Raw genomic sequence first — 20,286 nt, forward strand, 5'->3', positions numbered from 1 at the left:
TGACAAGTTTCGTTAAAATTCCAGCTCTAAATTGGCTTCGCAAAAATTAAACTTGGCTTCCTCCGATTCCGAGCCATCAGAATAGGCTGCTTTAACATACTGATCGCAGCCTTCGTTGTTGGTACTTTCATCCCACGTCAATGTCATATCGCCGCCTGCCGCGATGCCTTGCCCAATATCGAAATACCCCCAGTTCTTCTTGTCCTCGGATACCAGAAGCTTGGTGATCTTGGTTCTGGTATTATTGTGCACTTTAAACGAATATCCTGATTCGCCTGCTGCCGCATTGTTAATAGAAACGACTCCCATGGACAACGATGCCAAGACCATCAATGTGCCGGCAAGATTTTGAACTTTCATGTTATTTCTCGTGAGTTAGGCCGCAACGATATGCCACGGTGCATTATTTTATATACTGGCAAAAAAATCATGTCAACGCGTAAACACAGCAGATAATTGAAGTGCCCGATACTTTGGGTTTGAACTATCAAGCCAATGCATAAATAACTTTCAAAATCAGCCGATTTGTGCGTAATGACTCCAAACAGCTTGAATCCTGCCGTTATCTTTGGCTAAAAGCATAATATCTGGACAAAACTCCATAAATTGGGCAGAATTAGCAGTTAATATTGCTTTTTAACCTTAACTTAATCAAAGATTGATGGCGACTCTTACCGTTCTAAATGGGCCGAATTTAAACCTGTTAGGCATTCGCGAACCCGGTCTTTACGGAAATCAAACTCTCGCCGATATTAAGCAAAATCTTGAACAAAAAGCTGCTGAGCTGAATCATCAGCTTAACTTTCATCAAAACAACGCAGAACACCAGATCGTGGAACTGATACATGAGGCTTACCAAGCCCAGGTCGATTTCATCATTATTAACCCGGCAGCCTTTACGCATACCAGCGTCGCTATTCGTGACGCACTGCTGGCAACCAAAATCCCATTTATAGAGGTTCATCTATCAAACGTCCATGCACGTGAACCTTTTAGAAAACATTCCTATTTCTCGGATATTGCCAAAGGCGTTATCTGCGGATTAGGCGCAACAGGGTACGAATTGGCCTTACTGGCCGCTCATCAGATATTAGCCGAGAGACACTAAACTATGGATATTAGAAAAATAAAAAAACTCATCGAGATTATCGAAGAATCCGACATTGCTGAACTGGAAATCAAAGAAGGCGAAGAATCCATTCGTATTAGCCGTTATTCTGCCGCCCCTGCCGCTATCGCCTATGCACCCGCACCGGTTGCCGCAGCACCGGCCGCTGCCGCCATTCCGTCCGCGGCACCGGCTGAAGAAAAAATTACCGGGCATGTGGTCAAATCACCGATGGTCGGTACTTTTTATCGCTCCGCTTCGCCCGGCACCAAGGTTTTTGCCGAAATAGGTCAATCCGTCCAAGTCGGCGATACATTGTGCATTATTGAGGCAATGAAAATTCTTAATCAGATTGAGTCGGATCAAAGCGGTACCGTCACTAAAATCCTGGTTGAGAACGCTGAACCTGTCGAATATGGCCAACCATTATTCATCATTGAATAGCACAAGGAACGGGAACCTCATGTTCGATAAAATCGTTATCGCCAATCGTGGCGAAATAGCTCTGCGCATTTTACGCGCCTGCCGAGAATTGGGCGTCAAGGTTGTTGCCGTGCATTCCGAGGCGGATAGGGATCTAAAACATGTCCGCTTAGCCGACGAATCCGTTTGCATCGGCCCTGCGGCATCCGCGGATAGTTACCTGAATATTCCAGCCATTATCAGCGCCGCGGAAGTAACCGATGCGGAAGCCATTCATCCCGGCTACGGTTTTTTATCCGAAAACGCCGATTTTTCTGAAAAGGTAAAACAAAGCGGCTTTGTTTTTATCGGCCCGAATGCCGAAACCATTCGCATGATGGGCGACAAGATTTCCGCCAAGAACGCGATGCTCGCAGCCGGGATTCCTTGTGTTCCCGGCAATAACGACCCACTGTCCGATGACAATAAAAAGAACCTGAGGCTGGCCCAGGAAATCGGCTATCCGGTTATTATCAAGGCTGCCGGCGGCGGCGGCGGTCGCGGTATGCGCACGGTGCATACCGAAGCAGCGTTATTAAATGCTATTTCGATGACCAAAGCCGAGGCGGGCAGCGCTTTTGGAAACCCCACGGTATACATGGAAAAATTCCTGGAAGACCCAAGACATATTGAGTTTCAAGTCATGGCCGATTCGCATGGCAACGCCATCCATTTAGGCGAGCGCGACTGCTCCATGCAGCGCCGTCATCAAAAAGTGGTTGAAGAAGCCCCCGCGCCTGGTATCACCGAAGAACAACGCAAGACCATAGGCGAACGATGCGCCAAAGCCTGTATCGATATCGGCTATTTGGGAGCGGGCACTTTTGAATTTTTGTATGAAAAAGGCGAGTTCTATTTCATTGAAATGAATACCCGTGTGCAAGTCGAACATCCCGTTACCGAAATGGTGACCGGTTTTGACATCGTCAAGGAACAATTGCGTATTGCGGCCGGTGAACGGCTGTCCATTACCCAGGATCAGGTTAAAATCCAGGGCCATGCGATCGAATGCCGGTTAAATGCTGAAGACCCCAGAACCTTTATGCCCTGCCCCGGCACGATAGACCAGTTTCATATGCCCGGAGGCCCCGGCATTCGGTGTGAGACCCATATTTATAACGGCTACAAAGTACCGCCTTATTACGACTCGATGATCGGTAAACTGATTGCCCACGGCGAAGACCGCAAGAGCGCCATTGCCCGGATGAACACGGCGCTAAGCGAGATCATTATCGACGGCATTAAAACCAATATCCCGCTACAGCACGACATTATGAATGACGGTGCCTTTGCCGCGGGCGGGCAAAATATTCATTATCTGGAAAAAAAGCTGGGGATTTATTGACCGCTTAAAAACTCACCACGGAGACACGAAGTTTTATGTTTATTCTTCGTGTCCTCCGTGGTGAATAAACTCCCTATCCCTACCTAAAACATCCACATCATGGCCTGGCACCAAATTTCCGTTATCACCAATGAAGACCTTGCCCCCCGGCTTGCCGACTTTTTCAACAATCTCGGCGCGGTGTCGGTTACCTATATGGACGCCGAAGACGAGCCGGTTTACGAACCGGCTATCGGCGAAACCAAAATATGGAGCCACACTGAAGTCATTGCGTTGTATGAACTGGATGCCGCCGATCCCGCGCTAATCAAAACCCTGATTTACGCCCAGTTTAAGGAGGAACAATTACGTAATTGGCAGTGTGAAGTTGTGGAAGACCAGGAATGGGAACGCGCCTGGATGGAATATTATAAGCCGATGAAATTTGCCGATAAGCTCTGGGTTTGCCCGACCGACCAGGAGCAATATGAACCCGGCACAGTTTGCCTGACTCTCGATCCGGGCCTTGCATTCGGCACCGGCACGCACCCGACTACCGCCTTATGCCTGGAATGGCTGGCCAGCCACGACTTGGCCGGAAAAACCGTCATTGATTACGGCTGCGGTTCCGGCATACTGGCTGTCGCGGCGATCTTATTGGGCGCTAAAGAAGCGCACGCGGTGGATATTGATCCGCAGGCAATAACCGCAACGCAAAGCAATGCGCTAAAAAACAAGGTGCAGGATAAAATTGCCTGCTATCTGCCCGAACAGTTTGCCCCATTTCAAGCGGACATCGTGCTGGCCAATATATTGGCAAAACCCTTAATCGACATGGCGGAGCAAATTTCCAACCTGGTCGCTCCCGGCAGTCAACTGGTTTTATCCGGCATATTGCATGAACAGTCCGAATCGGTGATGAACGCTTATCGGCAATACATAACGTTCAGCGCGCCGGTACAGCAGGAAGACTGGATTAGACTGGAAGGCATCAAGCACTAAACAGCCATAGGATTATGGAATCGTATCTTAATCAGTAGAAACTAAGCTGATTGCCACGAAAGAACATCCCGGAATTACGCACTTTTTTACTTACCACGAAGACACAAAGAAAAATATAAACTTTGCGCCATTCATGTCTTCGTGGTGAATAATAGATCCGGACATGCATGCTATATACTTTACAAGACATCGCCCTAAGACATACCAGTCTGAACATCGGCACTTATATTTTTGAACTCACTTAATTAATATGGCTCATCCTGAAATCTATTTGAAAAAGAATGAAGACAAACGTCTGCGTAAAGGCCATTTATGGGTTTTCAGCAACGAAGTCGACACCAAGCGCTCACCGCTTGAACAGTTCAACGCAGGCGACCTGGTACAGGTAAAAAGCGACGACGGCAAAGTGCTTGGCACCGCCTACATCAATCCTCAAGCCCTGATATGCGCGAGGCTTCTATCCAGAAAACCCAATTTGAAATGCGGCGCCAATTTCTTCAAAGAGCGCCTGACTACCGCACTGGCTTTACGCGAAAAACTGTTCGACAAACCTTATTACCGGCTTGTTTTCGGTGAAAGCGACGGCTTGCCCGGATTGGTCATCGACCGTTTCGGCCCGGTATTGTCAGTGCAAATTACCACCGCCGGGATAGAACAACGTAAGGAATCGCTGTTTGCCGCCCTGCATGAATTACTGAACCCGGAAGCCATTATCCTGAAAAACGATAATAGCCAGCGCCAACAGGAAGGCTTGACCCTGGAATCCGAACTCGCCTATGGCAGCCTCCCCGAGCAGCTGATCATTGAAGAAAATGGCGCTCAATTTAAAATCGACATTTTGGGCGGACAAAAAACCGGCTGGTTTTACGATCACCGTAGCAGCCGCGCCCAACTAGCGGGCATTGCCAAGAACCAGCGAGTGCTCGACTTATTCTGCTATACCGGGGCATGGGGCATTCCTGCCGCTATCGCCGGAGCCTCAGAAGTTACTTGCGTCGATGCTTCGGAAAGCGCGCTGCTATTGGCAGAAGAAAACGCGGCATTGAACCGGGTTCAGGATAAAATGCACTTTGTGCGCAATGATGTGTTTGAGTTTTTAAAGCAGGCCCGCCTGGAAAACCAGCTCTATGATATTATCGTACTGGATCCGCCCGCTTTGATTAAGCGTAAAAAAGATTTCAAACAAGGCTATGAAGCTTATCGCCGCTTGAATCATCTAGCTCTGCAGGTACTGTCCAAAAACGGTGTATTGGTCTCGGCATCGTGCTCTCATCACCTGAGCCGTGAAAATCTGCACGAGATTTTACGCTCGTCAGGGCGGCACATAGATCGTCATCTGGTGTTTTTTGCCGGCGGCGGACAAGGACCTGATCACCCGATCGATCCGGCAGCGCCCGAGACCGAATATTTAAAAACTTTTTTTTGTGCTGTCTCTTCAAGCTTGTAAAATACGAGGCATTTTCATGGTCGATGCAAAAGTTAAGGAACCCTGCGTCCTTTGCGGTCAACCGGTAGAAATCACTGGATTTTCGCTGACCACCGCTGACGGCGTGCAAAAATTTTGCTGCGCCGGATGTCTGAGCATTTATCAATTACTTAACGAGGATGATACCAAACCGACCATAACCCCCTTACTAACTATAAAAAAATGAGGATATAAAAATAATGAAAGCTTGTGAGTCCTGTTCCGGTCGCGTTGACATCGGCAAAAACCATCAAAAAGTCCCGGTAGTGCAAAGAGCCATTGGTATGGTTCTGGTCTACCTGCCCATCGTTACCCTTCCCTTTGTGTTTGCCAGTGCCTATATGACTTACTGGCACTTGTTATTGATCGGCGCCAAAAACCTCAAGACTTACTCCGATTTCCTGCCTGACCGTGCCAGCCATCGCTATACCTTAAAAAATCAAATTACGATGCACGGCTCATTCAAAGCCAGTACATCCCAGTCGAAACTGTTCTGGATACTGAACTGCACATGGTATTGCCCTTATAGCGTCGCGCTATTTGAATGGCATGCTTATATGGTGAAAATTGTTGAAAACTGGTGGTGCCCGTTCGGCCATGATAAAAAAGAAAGCTATGACAACGCCAAGATCGATAAATCTTTCTGGCATATCTATGCTGAAGATATTGTTAAACTGGAACCGGAAGATCGCGACAACCCGATCTGGAATGAGGACAGCGATAAATAATTTTTAGGCTAAAGGCACGAGGCGAAAAATCTTGCCTCATGTCTCTGGCCTTGCATTTTTTGTCTTCCTCATGCAAATCGGTCCTTATCAACTTGAAAACAACCTGATTTTGGCGCCGATGGCCGGCGTCAGCGATCGTCCGTTCAGGGAATTGTGCAAGCAATTCGGTGCAGGTTTGACGGTATCTGAAATGGTGGCGTCCAATCCGGCTTTACGCCAGCATAAAAAAACGCTGTTAAAAGTCGATCATCGCGGTGAAAACGGCATACGTTCGGTACAAATTTTAGGTACCGATCCCCAGCTTATGGCTGATGCGGCAAAACTCAATGTCCAACGGGGCGCTCAGATCATCGATATTAATATGGGTTGTCCTGCAAAAAAAGTCTGTTCAGTTGCCGCAGGCTCCGCGCTACTCAGGGATGAAGCGCTGGTAAAACGAATACTTGATGCTGTTGTTAATGCGGTCGATATTCCGGTCACGTTAAAAATCCGTACCGGCTGGGACTTACACAGCCGCAATGCTATTGAAATCGCCCAAATAGCCGAAAATGCGGGTATTGCCGCGCTGACGATTCACGGCCGGACCCGTGCCTGCAAGTTTAATGGTCGGGCCGAACACGAAACGCTTAAAAAAGTGAAGCAAACAGTCAACATTCCGGTTATCGCCAACGGCGATATTGATTCACCCGAACAAGCCCGGTTTGTGCTTGATTCAACCGGTGCGGACGCCATTATGATTGGCCGGGCCGCCCAAGGAAACCCATGGCTATTTAGTCAAATAAGTCACTTTATCAACCACGGCAAACACCTTGAAAAACCAACAATTACAAACATACACAGCACGCTTATGAGTCATTTGGACAAACTATATAGCTTCTACGGCAATGCGAGCGGTGTTAGAATAGCGCGAAAACATATAGCTTGGTATTTTAAGCATCTTGAGTCCGTAGCTCAGGATGCCCAAAGTGTCATCAATCAGGCACAATGTCCATCCCAACAAATAGCGCTGATTAATTCGGCATTTAATCTTTTAACTACTGACCGTGCTGCATAATATGAACGCATCCCAAAAAAATGCCGAAATCATCAATATAGACAGCAAAAAAATCGCAGCTATTCCGTTATCCGCGCATGTTAAACAAACAGTAGAGCAATATTTTTTGCACCTGAACGGCCATGATGCGGTGGACCTGCATGCGATGGTCATCGGTGAAGTCGAAAAACCTTTATTGCAGGCAACACTGGAATATTCAGGCTATAACCAAACCAAAGCAGCCAAGGCGCTGGGTTTGAGCCGCAGTACCTTGCGCAAAAAACTGGAATTCTACGGCCTGTCCTAATACCCAAACAAGGCTGGTTTTACCTCCCTTTCATTCTGAGATCTGCATGAACAAAAAAGTCACTCGCGCCCTGGTCAGCGTATCCGATAAATCCGGTATCGTGGATTTTTGCCTTGAGCTTCATCAATTAGGCATCGAAATTTTAAGTACCGGCGGTACCGCAAAAACACTGGCTGAGCATAACATTCCTGCGACTGAAGTTTCCGATTACACCGGTTTTCCGGAAATGATGGGCGGCCGGGTCAAAACCTTGCATCCAAAAGTTCACGGCGGCATTTTGGCGCGTCGCGGCATCGACGATGCAGTAATGGCGGCAAACGGCATTAATGCCATCGATATGGTGGTAGTCAACCTGTACCCGTTCGAACAAACCGTCGCCAATCCTGACTGCGATTTAGACACGGCCATTGAGAATATCGACATCGGCGGCCCGACTATGATCCGCGCCGCAGCCAAGAATCATGCCGACGTAGCTATCATTGTCGATCCGAGCGATTACGCATCGATAGTTGCCGAACTGAATAGTCATGACAGCGAACTTTCCCACCAAACCCGCTTCAACTTGGCACTGAAAAGCTTTGAACACACGGCGCGTTACGACACCGCGATTGCAACTTACCTTGGCAACATTAGCGGCGTACAGTTTCCCGAGACATTAAATTTGCAGTTTTACCGCAACCAAACCATGCGTTACGGTGAAAATCCGCATCAAAACGCCGCGTTTTATCGTGAAAAAACACCGGCCAGCGGCACGATTGCGGCAGCAAAACAACTGCAAGGCAAAGAGTTGTCCTACAACAATATTGCCGATGCCGATGCCGCGCTGGAATGCGTCAAAACCTTTAACGACCAACCTACCTGCGTAATCGTCAAACATGCCAATCCCTGCGGCGTAGCCCAGGCAGACAGCCTGCTTGCCGCCTACGATAAAGCGTATGCTACCGACCCGACCTCGGCATTCGGCGGCATTATCGCCTTTAACCGGGAACTGGACGAACAAACTGCGGCTGAAATCGCCAAACGCCAATTTGTCGAAGTCATTATCGCGCCGTCTATCAGCGCCGCTGCACAGACCGTTTTGGCTGAAAAACAAAATGTTCGCGTATTGGAATGCGGTACATGGAGTAGTAATAATCAGGCCTCCCTCGATTTCAAACGCGTTGCCGGAGGCTTGCTGGTTCAAGACAAAGACACCGGCGAAATCAGCGCATCCGATCTAAAAATAGTCAGCAAACGCGCCCCGACCGAACAGGAAATAGCCGATTTGTTATTTGCCTGGAAAGTCGCCAAATTCGTTAAATCCAATGCGATTGTTTACTGCAAGAACGGCCAGACTATCGGCGTGGGCGCGGGACAAATGAGCCGGGTTTATTCAGCCAAAATCGCCGGCATCAAAGCCGCCGATGCGGGTTTGGATGTTCCGGGCTCCGCGATGGCTTCGGATGCGTTTTTCCCGTTCCGGGACGGTATCGATTCGGCTGCCGAAGCGGGTATTACCGCAGTCATTCAGCCCGGTGGCTCAATGCGCGACAATGAAGTCATTGCCGCAGCGGATGAACATAATATCGCGATGGTATTTACCGGCATGCGTCATTTCAGGCATTAATATTTTAAAAGGCACTCACCACGAAGACACGAAGACACGAAGACACGAAGACACGAAGAAAAACAATGGTAAAACTTTGTGCTCTTCGTGTCTTCGTGGTGAATTAATCTACTTGCGTTTTATTAATTGAATATGCGTTAAGTTATGGACGACCAGCCGGTCGCCACAAAATACACGAGAATCACTATGAAAATCCTCATCGTCGGCAGCGGCGGCCGTGAACACGCCCTCGCCTGGAAAGCCAAGCAATCAGCCAAAGTCGAAAAAGTGTTTGTCGCGCCCGGCAATGTCGGCACCGCACAGGAACCGTCTATCGAGAACGTAGCCATTGCCGTCACCGATATTTCCGCCCTACTGGCATTTGCCCAACAAGAGGGCATCGGCCTGACCATCATCGGTCCCGAAGTGCCTCTGGTTTTAGGCATCGTTGACTGTTTTCAGGAAGCGGGTTTGAAATGCTTTGGCCCTACGGCAAAAGCTGCGCAACTCGAAGGATCGAAGACTTTCTGTAAAGACTTCATGATCCGCCACAACATTCCGACTGCAAAATACCAATCCTTTACCGACAAGCAGCAAGCCATAGCTTATATAAAGCAACAAGGCGCGCCGATCGTAGTCAAAGCAGACGGATTGGCTGCCGGTAAAGGCGTGATCGTTGCCCAATCCGAACAAGAAGCGATCGCCGCCGTTGAAGACATGTTATCGGGGAATGTTTTCGGCGAGGCAGGCAATCGTGTTGTAGTCGAAGAATTCCTGAGCGGTGAAGAAGCCAGCTTTATTGTGATAGCCGACGGCAAACACGCCTTGCCTATGGCAACTTCCCAGGACCATAAAGCCCGCGATAATGGCGATCAAGGCCCCAATACCGGCGGCATGGGCGCTTACTCCCCGGCCCCTGTCGTCACCGCTGAGATTCATCAACGAGTCATGCGCGATGTGATCGAACCGACCTTAAAAGGTATGGCTGAAGACGGATTGCCGTATACCGGTTTTCTTTACGCCGGATTGATGATTGCCGCCGACGGTTCAATTAAAGTACTCGAATACAACTGCCGCTTTGGCGACCCTGAAACCCAGCCGATCCTGATGCGCTTGAAAAGCGACTTGGTAGAACTTTGCGAGGCGGCACTGGCTGGAAATCTCGACACAACCGTCAGTGACTGGGACGAACGCGCCGCATTAGGCGTAGTGTTGGCGGCTGGCGGTTACCCCGATACCTATCAAAGTGGCGCGGTGATTTCCGGCTTGCCTAACGAGGAGCTTGAAGACCGCAAGGTGTTTCATGCGGCTACTAAACAAATCGGCAACGACATGGTCACAGCCGGCGGACGCGTATTATGCGCTTGCGCGTTAGGACATGATATTAAGGAAGCCCAAAGCAAAGCTTACGCCTTAGCCGACAGCATTCATTGGGATGGTATCTATTACCGTACTGATATCGGTTTTAAGGCTATAAAAGATTAAAACCGCAAGATGTGCTAAACGCAGTATGCTGCCAGCTATCGCTATTGCCGTACAGCACATTAAACAAGGCCATGCTGACCTCTGTCGGGGCTTTCGCCTGCCAAGCCAGAGCGGCCTTTAATAGCAGATTACACTCCTGCAAACGGTAAAAATTGCTGTGCAAATAAGGCTCGCCACCGAAAGGAATAAGATTGGATTTCAGGGGCTTGCCACATCAAAAACTAATTGATGTCTCAAGATAAAAGCTCCTACCCGGCATCGGGAAATTTTGTCCCGTTTTTACTGCCGCAGGCTCCCAATAATTTGTGTCGAGTGCATTGCGTAAAGAAGCCGCGACATTGAAATGTCCATAGAGCTTTTTACCTCTTACCGTGAAATCGACTGTTTGGTAATCGCCCAATTTTCCGTTGTCCGTTATAGGATTTATCCTGCTGCCTATCCAGTTGACTTGAGACTGTAACTGCCATTTCGGTATAAATTGCCAGGCAGCGGCAATATAGACCTGATGTTCGGGCACACCGGCTACCCGCCTTTTGGTTTCGTTGTTTCTGGCATATTGCCAGGCATAGTTGCCCGATAAATTCCATTGCTCCTGTATTTGCCAGTTCCACTCCAGCTCGCTACCGTAACCATCTTGGTTACCGTTATTCTGGAATGTGGAAGAAGGCGTGCCCACATCCTGTACGAGTGTAATCAAATCTTTGATCCGGTAATAATACAGATTGGCGGCGGTTCTAAGCGCAGGAATCGGGCGATAGTCAAACGCCCACTCATAGGTATTGATCGTCTCAGGCTCCAAGGCTTTATTGCCCAATTGTATCGGATTATTCTGGCTTCCCTGCTCTGAAAAATTAGGAGCCCTAAAGGCTTTTCCATATAACAACTTACTGGTCAGCTGCTGATTGATATCCCACACCAGGGCCGCACGCGGATTGATGGTGCTGCCGAAATCGGAATAATGGTCATAGCGCACACCGGCGGTCAGTTGCCAATCATCGGCCAACTGCCATTCGTCCTGCACAACGGAAGACCAAATGGACCGGTGAGTATTCGGTAAAAATATAAAAGGAGTCCCGGTAACGTTTGTTAATGAACCGTCTATGACATTTAAGTTAGGTGGAGGAAGCAGTTTTGTAACATCAACAACACCGGGACCAAAATTAGTCAGCTGTTTTACGCTGAGCTGTTCATAGCGAAAACCTGCGCTCATCAGCAACTGATGATTTCGCAGCCCCCGATAGATCGAACTCAATTCAATTGCGGGAATATCCTCAACTTGCTCTGAATGACTAATAACGCCATTAGGCAATAAGACCAGTGGATTGGGCGTTAAGAAATTAATATTGCCATCTGAACCGACAGGCAGCACAGAATTATCGGGGAACGGCTGGAATTGTGCTCGAAAATCGGAATGCAGGTCACTGGCATGCGCAGCAAACTCCCAGTCTCCAAACCAGTCTTCCGTTGAAAAACGTATATCGCCTACATATTGCTCACCATTGGCGCCCCCTTTCGGGTCCAGGGCGCCGGCAGTACCTGCGCGCGTATTATTCTCTGCATTAAACGCCCAGAAACCGATATCCCAATGTTTCCGTTGCAGATTGAGATGACCGTTAAAGTTTTCAAACTGGGTATTCAATGCACCCGGCGCATGAGACGCATGAGTCCCAAATGTATTATCCAAAGCGGTTTGACTATCGGTTTTAACCACACGCCCGTCATCGCCACCGTTATGCTGGTATTGCAAACTGGTTGCAACATCCCAGCCCGCCCAGTGCGCGCCATGCTGCCCCCATCCGCTTTGGGCGTCATGGTCACCCGCCCGGCCGCCGACGGTAGTGCCGTTTATGTCTTTGGCTTTTTTGGTGATGATATTGATAACACCGGCGAAAGCATCGGCGCCATACAATGCCGAGCCCGGCCCGCGTATCACTTCTACTTGTTGAATCGCCTCAATAGGCAACTCCAGACCTATCATTAACGTGCCGCCAAAAGCCGAAGTAACACGGGTACCGTTTAACAATATCAGTACTTCTGAGTTCCTCTCATTTTGGATGCCGCGTACGGTGTAATGATAATCGCCGGTCAGTCCTTGTATACTGGCATGAACGCCCGGTACCGTTTCCAGCACTTCATGCAGTTCGGTCACTCCCATGGATTTAATTTGCTCAGCGGTAATGACGCTGGTCACGGCCGCCGATTGAGAGACCAGAGTTAACGTGCCGCTCGCAATAGTAACCGGTGTGGCAGCTAATTCAGCCGGCGACATAGCAAAGAAGTCATCCACTTTTTCTGCCGCCGCCCTGGCAACATCAGTGCAAGAAACCATCAGCGCCAAACAGTTAACAGCGAATGTAGTCTTGACTCTCATTTCAACGTCCCGAACAGGGTTTTATAATTTTAAGTTTATTCAGCAGCACGGGTTTGCTGATACGGTAATCTCCGCCCGAAACCATCGCGCCCCTCATCGTTGCCGTCATTTTTATTGTCTTTAAAGCAGGGTTTGATGAACTGCGGACTGATTAACCGGACGGCAGGCTGGCAAAAAAGGCCAGTACCTGGGCCTGTTTGAGCTGTCCGCGCAATACGATTTTTCCGTTCGCATCTTATACCGTAATGAAAACATTCTTTGCAGGTCTAAGCCGATGGCGCGGTATTCATGGTGGATTTCCCTTCTTCGTTTGAGTAATTGTCACATACTTCCACTTTGGCACACTAGCGGAAATATATCTGCACAAATGCCGACAAGGTGCATTACTCAACCCGCTTTAATCTCTCGGAACGTCAAATTGATCCGTGACGTTTTCAATTTTTTCGTTTTTGGCACGGAATGCATCCAGTGGTGTTGCAAGGTTCCCGCCATCACTAACAAATCGCCGTGTCCTAAAACAATATCCAGTTTTTCTTTGCTTCTTTTATGATGCAATTTAAATAACCGCTGGTCACCCAGACTCAATGATGCAATCACCGGATTCAGGCCCAGCTCTTTTTCATCATCGGCATGGCATCCCATAGAGTCGTTACCATCACGGTACAAATTGGCTAATACGCTATTAAAGGTGCATCGGCATTGCCGTTCCACCTTCTCCCTGATTACCTGTAATACCGGAGTCCACGGCATCGGCTGATGATTAACGCCTGAATAACGGTAGCAGGCATCGCCATCACCGTACCAGCACATTAAACGGGGCACTTTAACCCACCTGCCATAGATAAAAATGGCTTCTTCCTGCCAGTCCAACTCGGTTTGCAGCTGTGCAAACAGTAGATCAGACTCCGTTAAATTGTAAAAATGATTGTATAAATACAGCTCCCCCTCAAAGGGGACAATATTTATTTCATCGTTACCAAGTGCGCTATGCACGCGTTGAATGACGCCGAGATCCACCATATTATTTTTGCTGAATAAAAAATTGTCCTGATTTCCAAGCCCTTTTACCTGAAGGAGAAAGAATATAGAAACAGACAACGATATACAACCGCCTCTAAGCACTAGAGTATCGAGGTGTCTAAAGCCCTTATATGTAAGCAATGCACGGATAATACAACGTCAAGTAATTTAATGCGGCGTGTCTTATTCTCCCCAAATAAAACGGGTGCAGGGAGAATTCATAGCCTGCTCCCATCGCTTTTTTTAACGTTAAAAACTATACTGTTTGCAAATATTCATGGGACAAAACAAACAGTCGTTTTCGAATGGTCTTTTTTCGCATTAAGAGCGGCTTACTCTGATTGCTAATGAACTTCAGCGTTCATGGAGTACAAAACACTCGCATACATTCCGGCTCCATTCGGGAAAAACTTTAAATAAAACAGTTATATTACCTAAACCTCGGATTAAATTAAGAGACGACACTTGGCCAATATTATTGATATTTTTAATAAGTACTTTGAGATGATACCCGCGATTTCTGAAGAACTTAAACATGAGGTATATAAGTTACGCTATCAGGTTTATTGTCTTGAAAACGGAAGTAAAACCGGATTCAAAAGTCCTGTAGTTCATCCTGAAGGACTCGAATTTGATGAAGATGACCGGCATTCATGCCATTATCTTATTCGCCATCGTGAGCAGGGGAATTATATTGCAACTACCCGGCTTATTCTGCCGGATGCCGGTAATCGAGACTATTTATTTCCAATCGAACGCTACAGCCAAATTGCTGATTCCGAGCTGTTACAATCTATTTCCCGACACCATCTGGCCGAGTTGTCGAGATTTTGTGTATCGAAAGAGTTTAGGCGAAGAAAAAACGAACCGCATTTATTAACGACTATTGATACCGATTCAGGTCTGCGCATCGCACAAGAAGACAAACGAAGCTCTTCCCACCTGACACTCGCTTTGTTTGCATGTGCCGTTAAAATGAGCGCCGAAAATAACATTCACTACTGGTATGCAATTATGGAACCTGCGTTGATGCGGGTCTTTTCAACATTGGGCATACATTTTGTCGAGATCGGTCCGCTACTGAACCTTTACGGAATGCGCCAGCCCTGTGTGATTAAAGTAGATGATCTGCTGGATAGCGTCGCCAAAAAAGATTTAGCTTATTGGAACATGTTAACTAATAATGGACAATTTCCAGGCACAGCAAGCAATCTACATAGGGTGAAAAACCTTGTAAATCATCTTTAAGTTGCTCAAGTTTGCCGATTTCATCAAAAATCAGTCGATGCTTCAAAATAAAAACTTCTTCCCGGCAGCGGGATATTCTGCGGCAATGCCGGACTGGCGGGTTCAAAATTATTAGTATCAAGCATATTACGCATTGATGCAGCCAAATTAAGATGTCCAAATAATCTTTTACCTCTTAGCGTTGCGTCAATAGTTTCATAGTCTTTCAATGGCCGGGTATCGCCTGGTGCCGTTGTTCTGCCACCGACCCAGTTAATCTGGGGCTGTAATTGCCATTGCGGTAAAAACTGCCAGCCGACCGCCATATAAACATGATGCTCGGGTACGCCCGTTATCCGGCTATTTCCGGTGCTGTTACGGGCATTTTGCCAGGCGTAATTACCGATTACATTCCATTGTTCAGTAGCCTGCCAATTCCATTCCAGCTCAGTGCCGTAGCCGTTCTGGTTGCCGCTATTCTGGAAGGTAACCGTTCCTTGAGGTATAGCGATAAGGTTTTCGATTTCATAATAATACAGATTGGCGGCGGTTCTCAGTGTAGAAAAAGGACGATAATCAAAAGCCCATTCGACGGTGTTAATCGTTTCCGGCTTTAACTCCTTATTGCCTACGATGACCGGATTATTCTGGTTGCCTTGCTCTGAAAAATTGGGCGCCCTGAAGGCTTTTCCATAAAGCACCTTACTGGTTAGTTGCTGATTAATATCCCAAACCAGCGCAGCCCGTGGATTGATAGTACCGCCAAAATCGGAATAATGATCGTAACGGACGCCGGCGGTCAGTTGCCAATTATCAGCGAATTGCCATTCATCCTGTACCACAGCAGATCCGATGGATCGGTGGGTGTCAGGTAAATAAACATACTGAGTACCCGTCAGATCAATTAATGCGCCATTAACTACAGGCGCTAGCGGCATACCGTAACCGAAATTCCGACTCTCACTGGTCGTAATTTCTTCATAGCGGAAACCCGAGCTCAAGAGCAAGCGGTGATTATTCCAACCTTGGTAGAGCGAACTTAATTCTATTGACGGAATTTTTTCCACTCGCCCTAAACTATTATTAACACCATTAGGAAACAACACTCTCGGGACTAAAGGGTCAAGCGTATTATCAATATTTCCAATTACAGTGACAGGCAAGCTGGCGTTATCGGGGAAAACCTGGAATTTCGCATTAAAATCGGCCTGCAGGTAGCTAAGATGAGCCATCAATTCCCAATCTTTAAACCAGTCTTCCGTTGAAAAACGCACATCCCCCAGATATTGTTCACCATTAGTCGTACCGTTTGGATCCAATGTCGTGTTGACCCCGGCGCGAGTGCCGCCATTAATTTCATTAAAACCCCAGAAACCGATATCCCAATGTTTACGTTGTAGCGCGAGATGCCCATTGAGCGTTTCATAACCCGTCGGCATTGCTCCCGGAGCGTGCGAGGCATGAGTCCCGAAAGCGTTATCTTTTATAGTTTGGGCGTCGGCATTCAGCACCCGTCCGTCATCGCCGCCGGTATGCTGATACTGCAGACTCGTGCCCACATCCCAGCCTGCCCATTTGGCGCCGTGTTGCCCCCAAGCACTTTGTGTGTCCCATTCACCCGCACGAACGCCGACTTTCGAGCCGTTTATATCGGCCGCTTTTTTGGTGATGATATTGATAACGCCGGCAAATGCATCGGCCCCATAAAGTGCCGAACCAGGGCCCCTGATAACTTCCACGCGTTGGATAGCCTCAACAGGTAATTCCATGCCGGACATCAGCGTACCGCGGAATGGCGTAGTAATGCGCGTACCGTTAAGCAATATCAGAAGTTGTGAGTTGGTGGCATTCTGTATACCGCGCACGCTGTAATTATAATCATAGGTACTTCTTTGCAGACTGCCGTGCATACCCGGCACTGTTTCCAGCACCTCGTGCAGTTCCGTCGCCCCCATGGATTTAATTTGTTCAGCGGTAATCACACTGGTCACCGCCGCAGACTGAGAAACAGTCTTGGGCGTACCGGTAGCAATAGTGACCGAGGTCGCTGCCAATTGAGCCGGTGACATTGCAAAAAAATCATCCATTTCATTTTCAACAGCAGCCACACTTAAACTGGGGTAGCACATAATCGCTAAACAATTAGCCGCTATCGCAAATTTAATTCTCATTTCCAGACTCCGGAAAAGGTTTTATTAGCTTAAGTTCATCCAGGGGCACAGGTTTGCCAATTCCGTAACCTTGTGCGTAATCTACGCCCAAAGTACTTAGCAACTTAAAGATTTGTTCGTTTTCGACAAATTCGGCAATGGTTTTCTTGTCCATAACATGGCCGACTTCATTAATTGATTTCACCATTGCTAGATCAACTTTATCGTCAAGTATATCCTTAACAAACAAACCGTCGATTTTAAGATAATCAACCGGCAGGTTTTTTAAATAGGCAAATGAAGACAATCCGCTGCCAAAATCATCCAGTGAAAACGAACAGCCCCGTTCCTTTAATCGATTAATAAATTTGGTTGCGTTGGATAAATTGGCGATAGCGGCTGTTTCGGTGACCTCAAAACATATTTTATGCACCGGAATCGCCCATTTTGAAAATTGTTCGGAAATAAACGTCAGCATGGTTTCATCGGACAGCGACAGGCCGGATAAATTAACGGAACACAACGTTAGCTGATCGACAAAGCCCGGCTTGGTCGCTATCCATTCAAATAAATGACTGATCACCCAGCGGTCCAGCGCGGAGGCCAGGTTATAGCGCTCCGCCGCCGGTAAAAAAGCACCGGGAGGAATAATCTGCCCATTCTCTTCCCGATAACGAACCAACGTTTCAAAATGCATGCCCTCGTCAAGATCAGCAATTGATACTATCGGCTGCCCATACAGGCAAAACCGATTTTGTTCCAGCCCCTGCTGAATTTTCTCCACCCATTGCATTTCTCCATGCCGCATTGCCAATTCTTCATCATCCGGACGAAAGACATGCACACGGTTCCGGCCATTATCTTTTGCCGCATAACAGGCCGCGTCTGCCTCTTTAAGCAGGTCAACGGTGCTGCCGCTGGAACCGTTGATCGCTGAAATACCGATACTCACACCGATGGAAAAACTCCTGTTTTCCCAGGCAAAACGAAAATCCCTGATCAAATCGCGTAAATTTTCACAAGCCCGGAATGCCTCATTCAATGAGCAATTGCTCATCAACACACCAAACTCATCGCCGCCGAGACGCGCCACAAAATCATGCCGCCGTGTATGTTTTCTTAATAATTCTCCCAATTGCCTGAGCAGTTCATCGCCGGCAAGATGCCCGCAGGTATCATTGACGACTTTAAACTGATCCAGGTCCAGATAGCACAGCGCATGCTCAGAACCATCTTCGCAAACCAGGGCGACAGCTTGCTTAATATGCCTGTCGAGTTCGCTACGGTTCGCCAAACCAGTCAATGCATCATGACTGGCCTGATAAGCAATTTTCTCATTCAGCAAACGGGCTTCGGTGATGTCTTCACCGACAAGCAATAAACTATTTTGCTGACTTTCATTTTCGACCAGTCTTGCTGTCGCTCTAACCCAAATAATCTTTCCATTAGTGCAAACCTGCCTGATTTCCTGCTTGTACACCTGCAAAGGGTGGCTCAGACAACGCTCAAATAAACCCCGTATGTAGGGCAAATCATCGATATGGACAAAATCAACAATCGAACAACCTTGCAACTCCTCAACCGACAAATTCAGTTGTTTGGCTCCGGTATGGTTAACCGACAAAATACGGCCTTCTATATCCAGGTTAAACACCATCGTCGGATTAGCATCATAAAGCGCCAAATAACGATCTTTTGCCTGAGTCAAAGCCTGGTTTTGAACTTCAACAGTGCCAATCAAAGCATTGAATGCATCAACCAGAACGCCCAGCTCATCGTCATTCACTTTAACCGCTCTTAACGAATAATCTTTTGTTTCGCTAATATTTTTAACCTTGTCGACAAGCTTTCTTATCGGCGAGGAAATAAGCGTCAACAACGGTGTCGATAGAAAGAAACTCAGTATTGAAACGCCGGCCAACATTAGGAGTATAAGCCCGGAAAATTGTATTCTGCGCCAATAGGCCATCGTCAAATCGGCATAAATATAGACTGTGCCCAGTTCTGCGCCGTCCACAACAATCGGTTGGATGATATGTAAATGATCTTGTTCGAATCGGTTCAGTTCAGACTTAATCGATAAAGGACAAACCCGTGTTTTATGATTTTGTTTTAGCAACTGGGCAAAAACAGCGCCTTTCGCATCATAAAGGCATGCTAAGCGGACGTCAGGCAAATTATCGAATACGGACAAATTTTCATGGGCTAAATCCCTGTCCTCAAACATTAAGGCGGCAGTACTGCGATTACCTACAATTTGGGCCAAGGTTGATAAATCGTCTTTGGTGTTTTTCTGAAACTCCGAAATTTCAAGCACTATCAACAGCACTCCGGCAAATAATAACGATGAAACACAGGAAAATAATAAGATAAGCAGCAATTTGCGGTTTATTGACAGGTTGCGTATGAACTTAATCATTGCTTTCTCCCTCAACAAGTTCAGCGACTTCCAATAATTTTGCGCTGATTTTTAAATCGCTCTGTTGCAATATTCTCAGATTAATTTGCAGCTTGATTTTGCCTTCCCGGTTAATAAAGCCAATCATTCCACCCTGGGTTGTAAACTCTGCACTTTCACCGACGGTTAAGGTGTTATCAACACCGTAATTAGCCAGCAGACCTTTGATCAAAAGGTTATCCTTGATAGAGGCGCTGATAAAAAGAATATGGCAGTACTGACCTTTATCGAGGCTATTAAATCTGAATAATTTAATAGGCCGTCCAAATGCTGACCGTTGTTCGATGGAATCGATTAAATCGCCAAAAGGATCTTCACCCATAATACAGAGATTAAAGGTTTCGTTCTTATCCTCCGGCCAGGTAATAAATTTGGTGAAGTTGTACAGGTAACCGGCTTTGACTTTATATTCGACATCGGTAGCGATGGCATGATGTGAAAACAGTAAGGCAACGCCAAAAAAAATGCCTGGTAAGTTGATATGCTTCATTTATTGGCGTGCAGAGTGATTATTGAATAGGTAGAAGCAGCATTTTTCCACGGATTTATGTCATTTTACCC

17 protein-coding genes are annotated in these 20,286 nt (G+C 47.3%); 11 read left to right on the forward strand and 6 right to left on the reverse strand.

The window, feature by feature from the left end:
- Positions 1–12: 12 nt before the first annotated feature.
- Entirely contained in the window at positions 13–360 is a 348-nt protein-coding gene (locus V7051_RS13470; RefSeq protein WP_333875611.1) for a hypothetical protein, read from the reverse strand.
- A 301-nt stretch (positions 361–661) separates the two neighbouring features.
- Here V7051_RS13470 and aroQ point away from each other — a divergent pair, with 301 nt between their 5' ends.
- From aroQ to purD, 10 genes are all read left to right on the forward strand, one after another.
- Complete coding sequence (gene aroQ / locus V7051_RS13475; protein ID WP_333875613.1) at positions 662–1,108, forward strand: type II 3-dehydroquinate dehydratase; 447 nt, start codon at positions 662–664, stop codon at positions 1,106–1,108.
- A gap of 3 nt (positions 1,109–1,111) precedes the next feature.
- Positions 1,112–1,552, forward strand: coding sequence for an acetyl-CoA carboxylase biotin carboxyl carrier protein (gene accB / locus V7051_RS13480; RefSeq protein WP_333875615.1), 441 nt, complete (start codon positions 1,112–1,114; stop codon positions 1,550–1,552).
- A 19-nt stretch (positions 1,553–1,571) separates the two neighbouring features.
- On the forward strand, positions 1,572–2,915 hold the full coding sequence (gene accC, locus V7051_RS13485) for an acetyl-CoA carboxylase biotin carboxylase subunit (RefSeq protein ID WP_333875617.1): 1,344 nt from the start codon (positions 1,572–1,574) through the stop codon (positions 2,913–2,915).
- 99 nt (positions 2,916–3,014) lie between these two features.
- On the forward strand, positions 3,015–3,896 hold the full coding sequence (gene prmA, locus V7051_RS13490; RefSeq protein WP_333875618.1) for a 50S ribosomal protein L11 methyltransferase: 882 nt from the start codon (positions 3,015–3,017) through the stop codon (positions 3,894–3,896).
- Positions 3,897–4,146: 250 nt separating this feature from the next.
- Positions 4,147–5,343: a class I SAM-dependent rRNA methyltransferase gene (locus V7051_RS13495; protein WP_333875620.1), complete on the forward strand. Its 1,197-nt coding sequence runs from the start codon at positions 4,147–4,149 to the stop codon at positions 5,341–5,343.
- 218 nt (positions 5,344–5,561) lie between these two features.
- A complete protein-coding gene (locus tag V7051_RS13500; RefSeq protein ID WP_333875622.1) occupies positions 5,562–6,089 on the forward strand; it encodes a hypothetical protein in 528 nt (175 codons plus the stop codon).
- 70 nt (positions 6,090–6,159) lie between these two features.
- The gene (gene dusB / locus V7051_RS13505; protein ID WP_333875691.1) at positions 6,160–7,143 is read left to right on the forward strand and encodes a tRNA dihydrouridine synthase DusB; all 984 of its coding nucleotides are present in this window, start codon (positions 6,160–6,162) and stop codon (positions 7,141–7,143) included.
- 1 nt (position 7,144) lies between these two features.
- The gene (locus V7051_RS13510) at positions 7,145–7,429 is read left to right on the forward strand and encodes a helix-turn-helix domain-containing protein (RefSeq protein WP_333875623.1); all 285 of its coding nucleotides are present in this window, start codon (positions 7,145–7,147) and stop codon (positions 7,427–7,429) included.
- A gap of 46 nt (positions 7,430–7,475) precedes the next feature.
- Positions 7,476–9,035, forward strand: a complete 1,560-nt coding sequence (gene purH, locus V7051_RS13515; RefSeq protein ID WP_333875625.1) for a bifunctional phosphoribosylaminoimidazolecarboxamide formyltransferase/IMP cyclohydrolase — start codon at positions 7,476–7,478, stop codon at positions 9,033–9,035.
- 186 nt (positions 9,036–9,221) lie between these two features.
- On the forward strand, positions 9,222–10,499 hold the full coding sequence (purD, locus tag V7051_RS13520; protein ID WP_333875627.1) for a phosphoribosylamine--glycine ligase: 1,278 nt from the start codon (positions 9,222–9,224) through the stop codon (positions 10,497–10,499).
- A 214-nt stretch (positions 10,500–10,713) separates the two neighbouring features.
- On the opposite strand, the gene V7051_RS13525 is transcribed toward purD, so the two are convergent.
- Positions 10,714–12,870, reverse strand: coding sequence for a TonB-dependent receptor plug domain-containing protein (locus V7051_RS13525; RefSeq protein WP_333875628.1), 2,157 nt, complete (start codon positions 12,868–12,870; stop codon positions 10,714–10,716).
- Between the two features lie 387 nt (positions 12,871–13,257).
- A complete protein-coding gene (locus tag V7051_RS13530; RefSeq protein WP_333875629.1) occupies positions 13,258–13,890 on the reverse strand; it encodes an alpha-ketoglutarate-dependent dioxygenase AlkB family protein in 633 nt (210 codons plus the stop codon).
- A 465-nt stretch (positions 13,891–14,355) separates the two neighbouring features.
- On the opposite strand from V7051_RS13530, the gene V7051_RS13535 reads away from it, so the two are divergent.
- A complete protein-coding gene (locus V7051_RS13535) occupies positions 14,356–15,138 on the forward strand; it encodes a PEP-CTERM/exosortase system-associated acyltransferase (RefSeq protein ID WP_333875631.1) in 783 nt (260 codons plus the stop codon).
- Between the two features lie 23 nt (positions 15,139–15,161).
- Here the strand turns inward: V7051_RS13535 and V7051_RS13540 are convergent, their stop codons facing one another.
- The 3 genes from V7051_RS13540 to V7051_RS13550 are packed head-to-tail and all read right to left on the reverse strand — an operon-like array spanning position 15,162 to position 20,215.
- The gene (locus V7051_RS13540; RefSeq protein ID WP_333875633.1) at positions 15,162–17,288 is read right to left on the reverse strand and encodes a TonB-dependent receptor plug domain-containing protein; all 2,127 of its coding nucleotides are present in this window, start codon (positions 17,286–17,288) and stop codon (positions 15,162–15,164) included.
- Positions 17,278–19,686, reverse strand: a complete 2,409-nt coding sequence (locus V7051_RS13545) for an EAL domain-containing protein (protein ID WP_333875635.1) — start codon at positions 19,684–19,686, stop codon at positions 17,278–17,280. The genes V7051_RS13540 and V7051_RS13545 overlap by 11 nt, the downstream gene beginning before the upstream one ends.
- Positions 19,679–20,215 carry a YfiR family protein gene (locus V7051_RS13550; protein WP_333875637.1) on the reverse strand — a complete coding sequence of 179 codons (537 nt, stop codon included), beginning with the start codon at positions 20,213–20,215 and terminating at the stop codon, positions 19,679–19,681. Before V7051_RS13550 ends, V7051_RS13545 begins: the two co-directional genes overlap by 8 nt.
- Between the last annotated feature and the right edge of the window lie 71 nt (positions 20,216–20,286).

Origin of the sequence: Methylobacter sp., assembly GCF_036845245.1 — a bacterium.
GTDB lineage: Bacteria > Pseudomonadota > Gammaproteobacteria > Methylococcales > Methylomonadaceae > Methylobacter_A.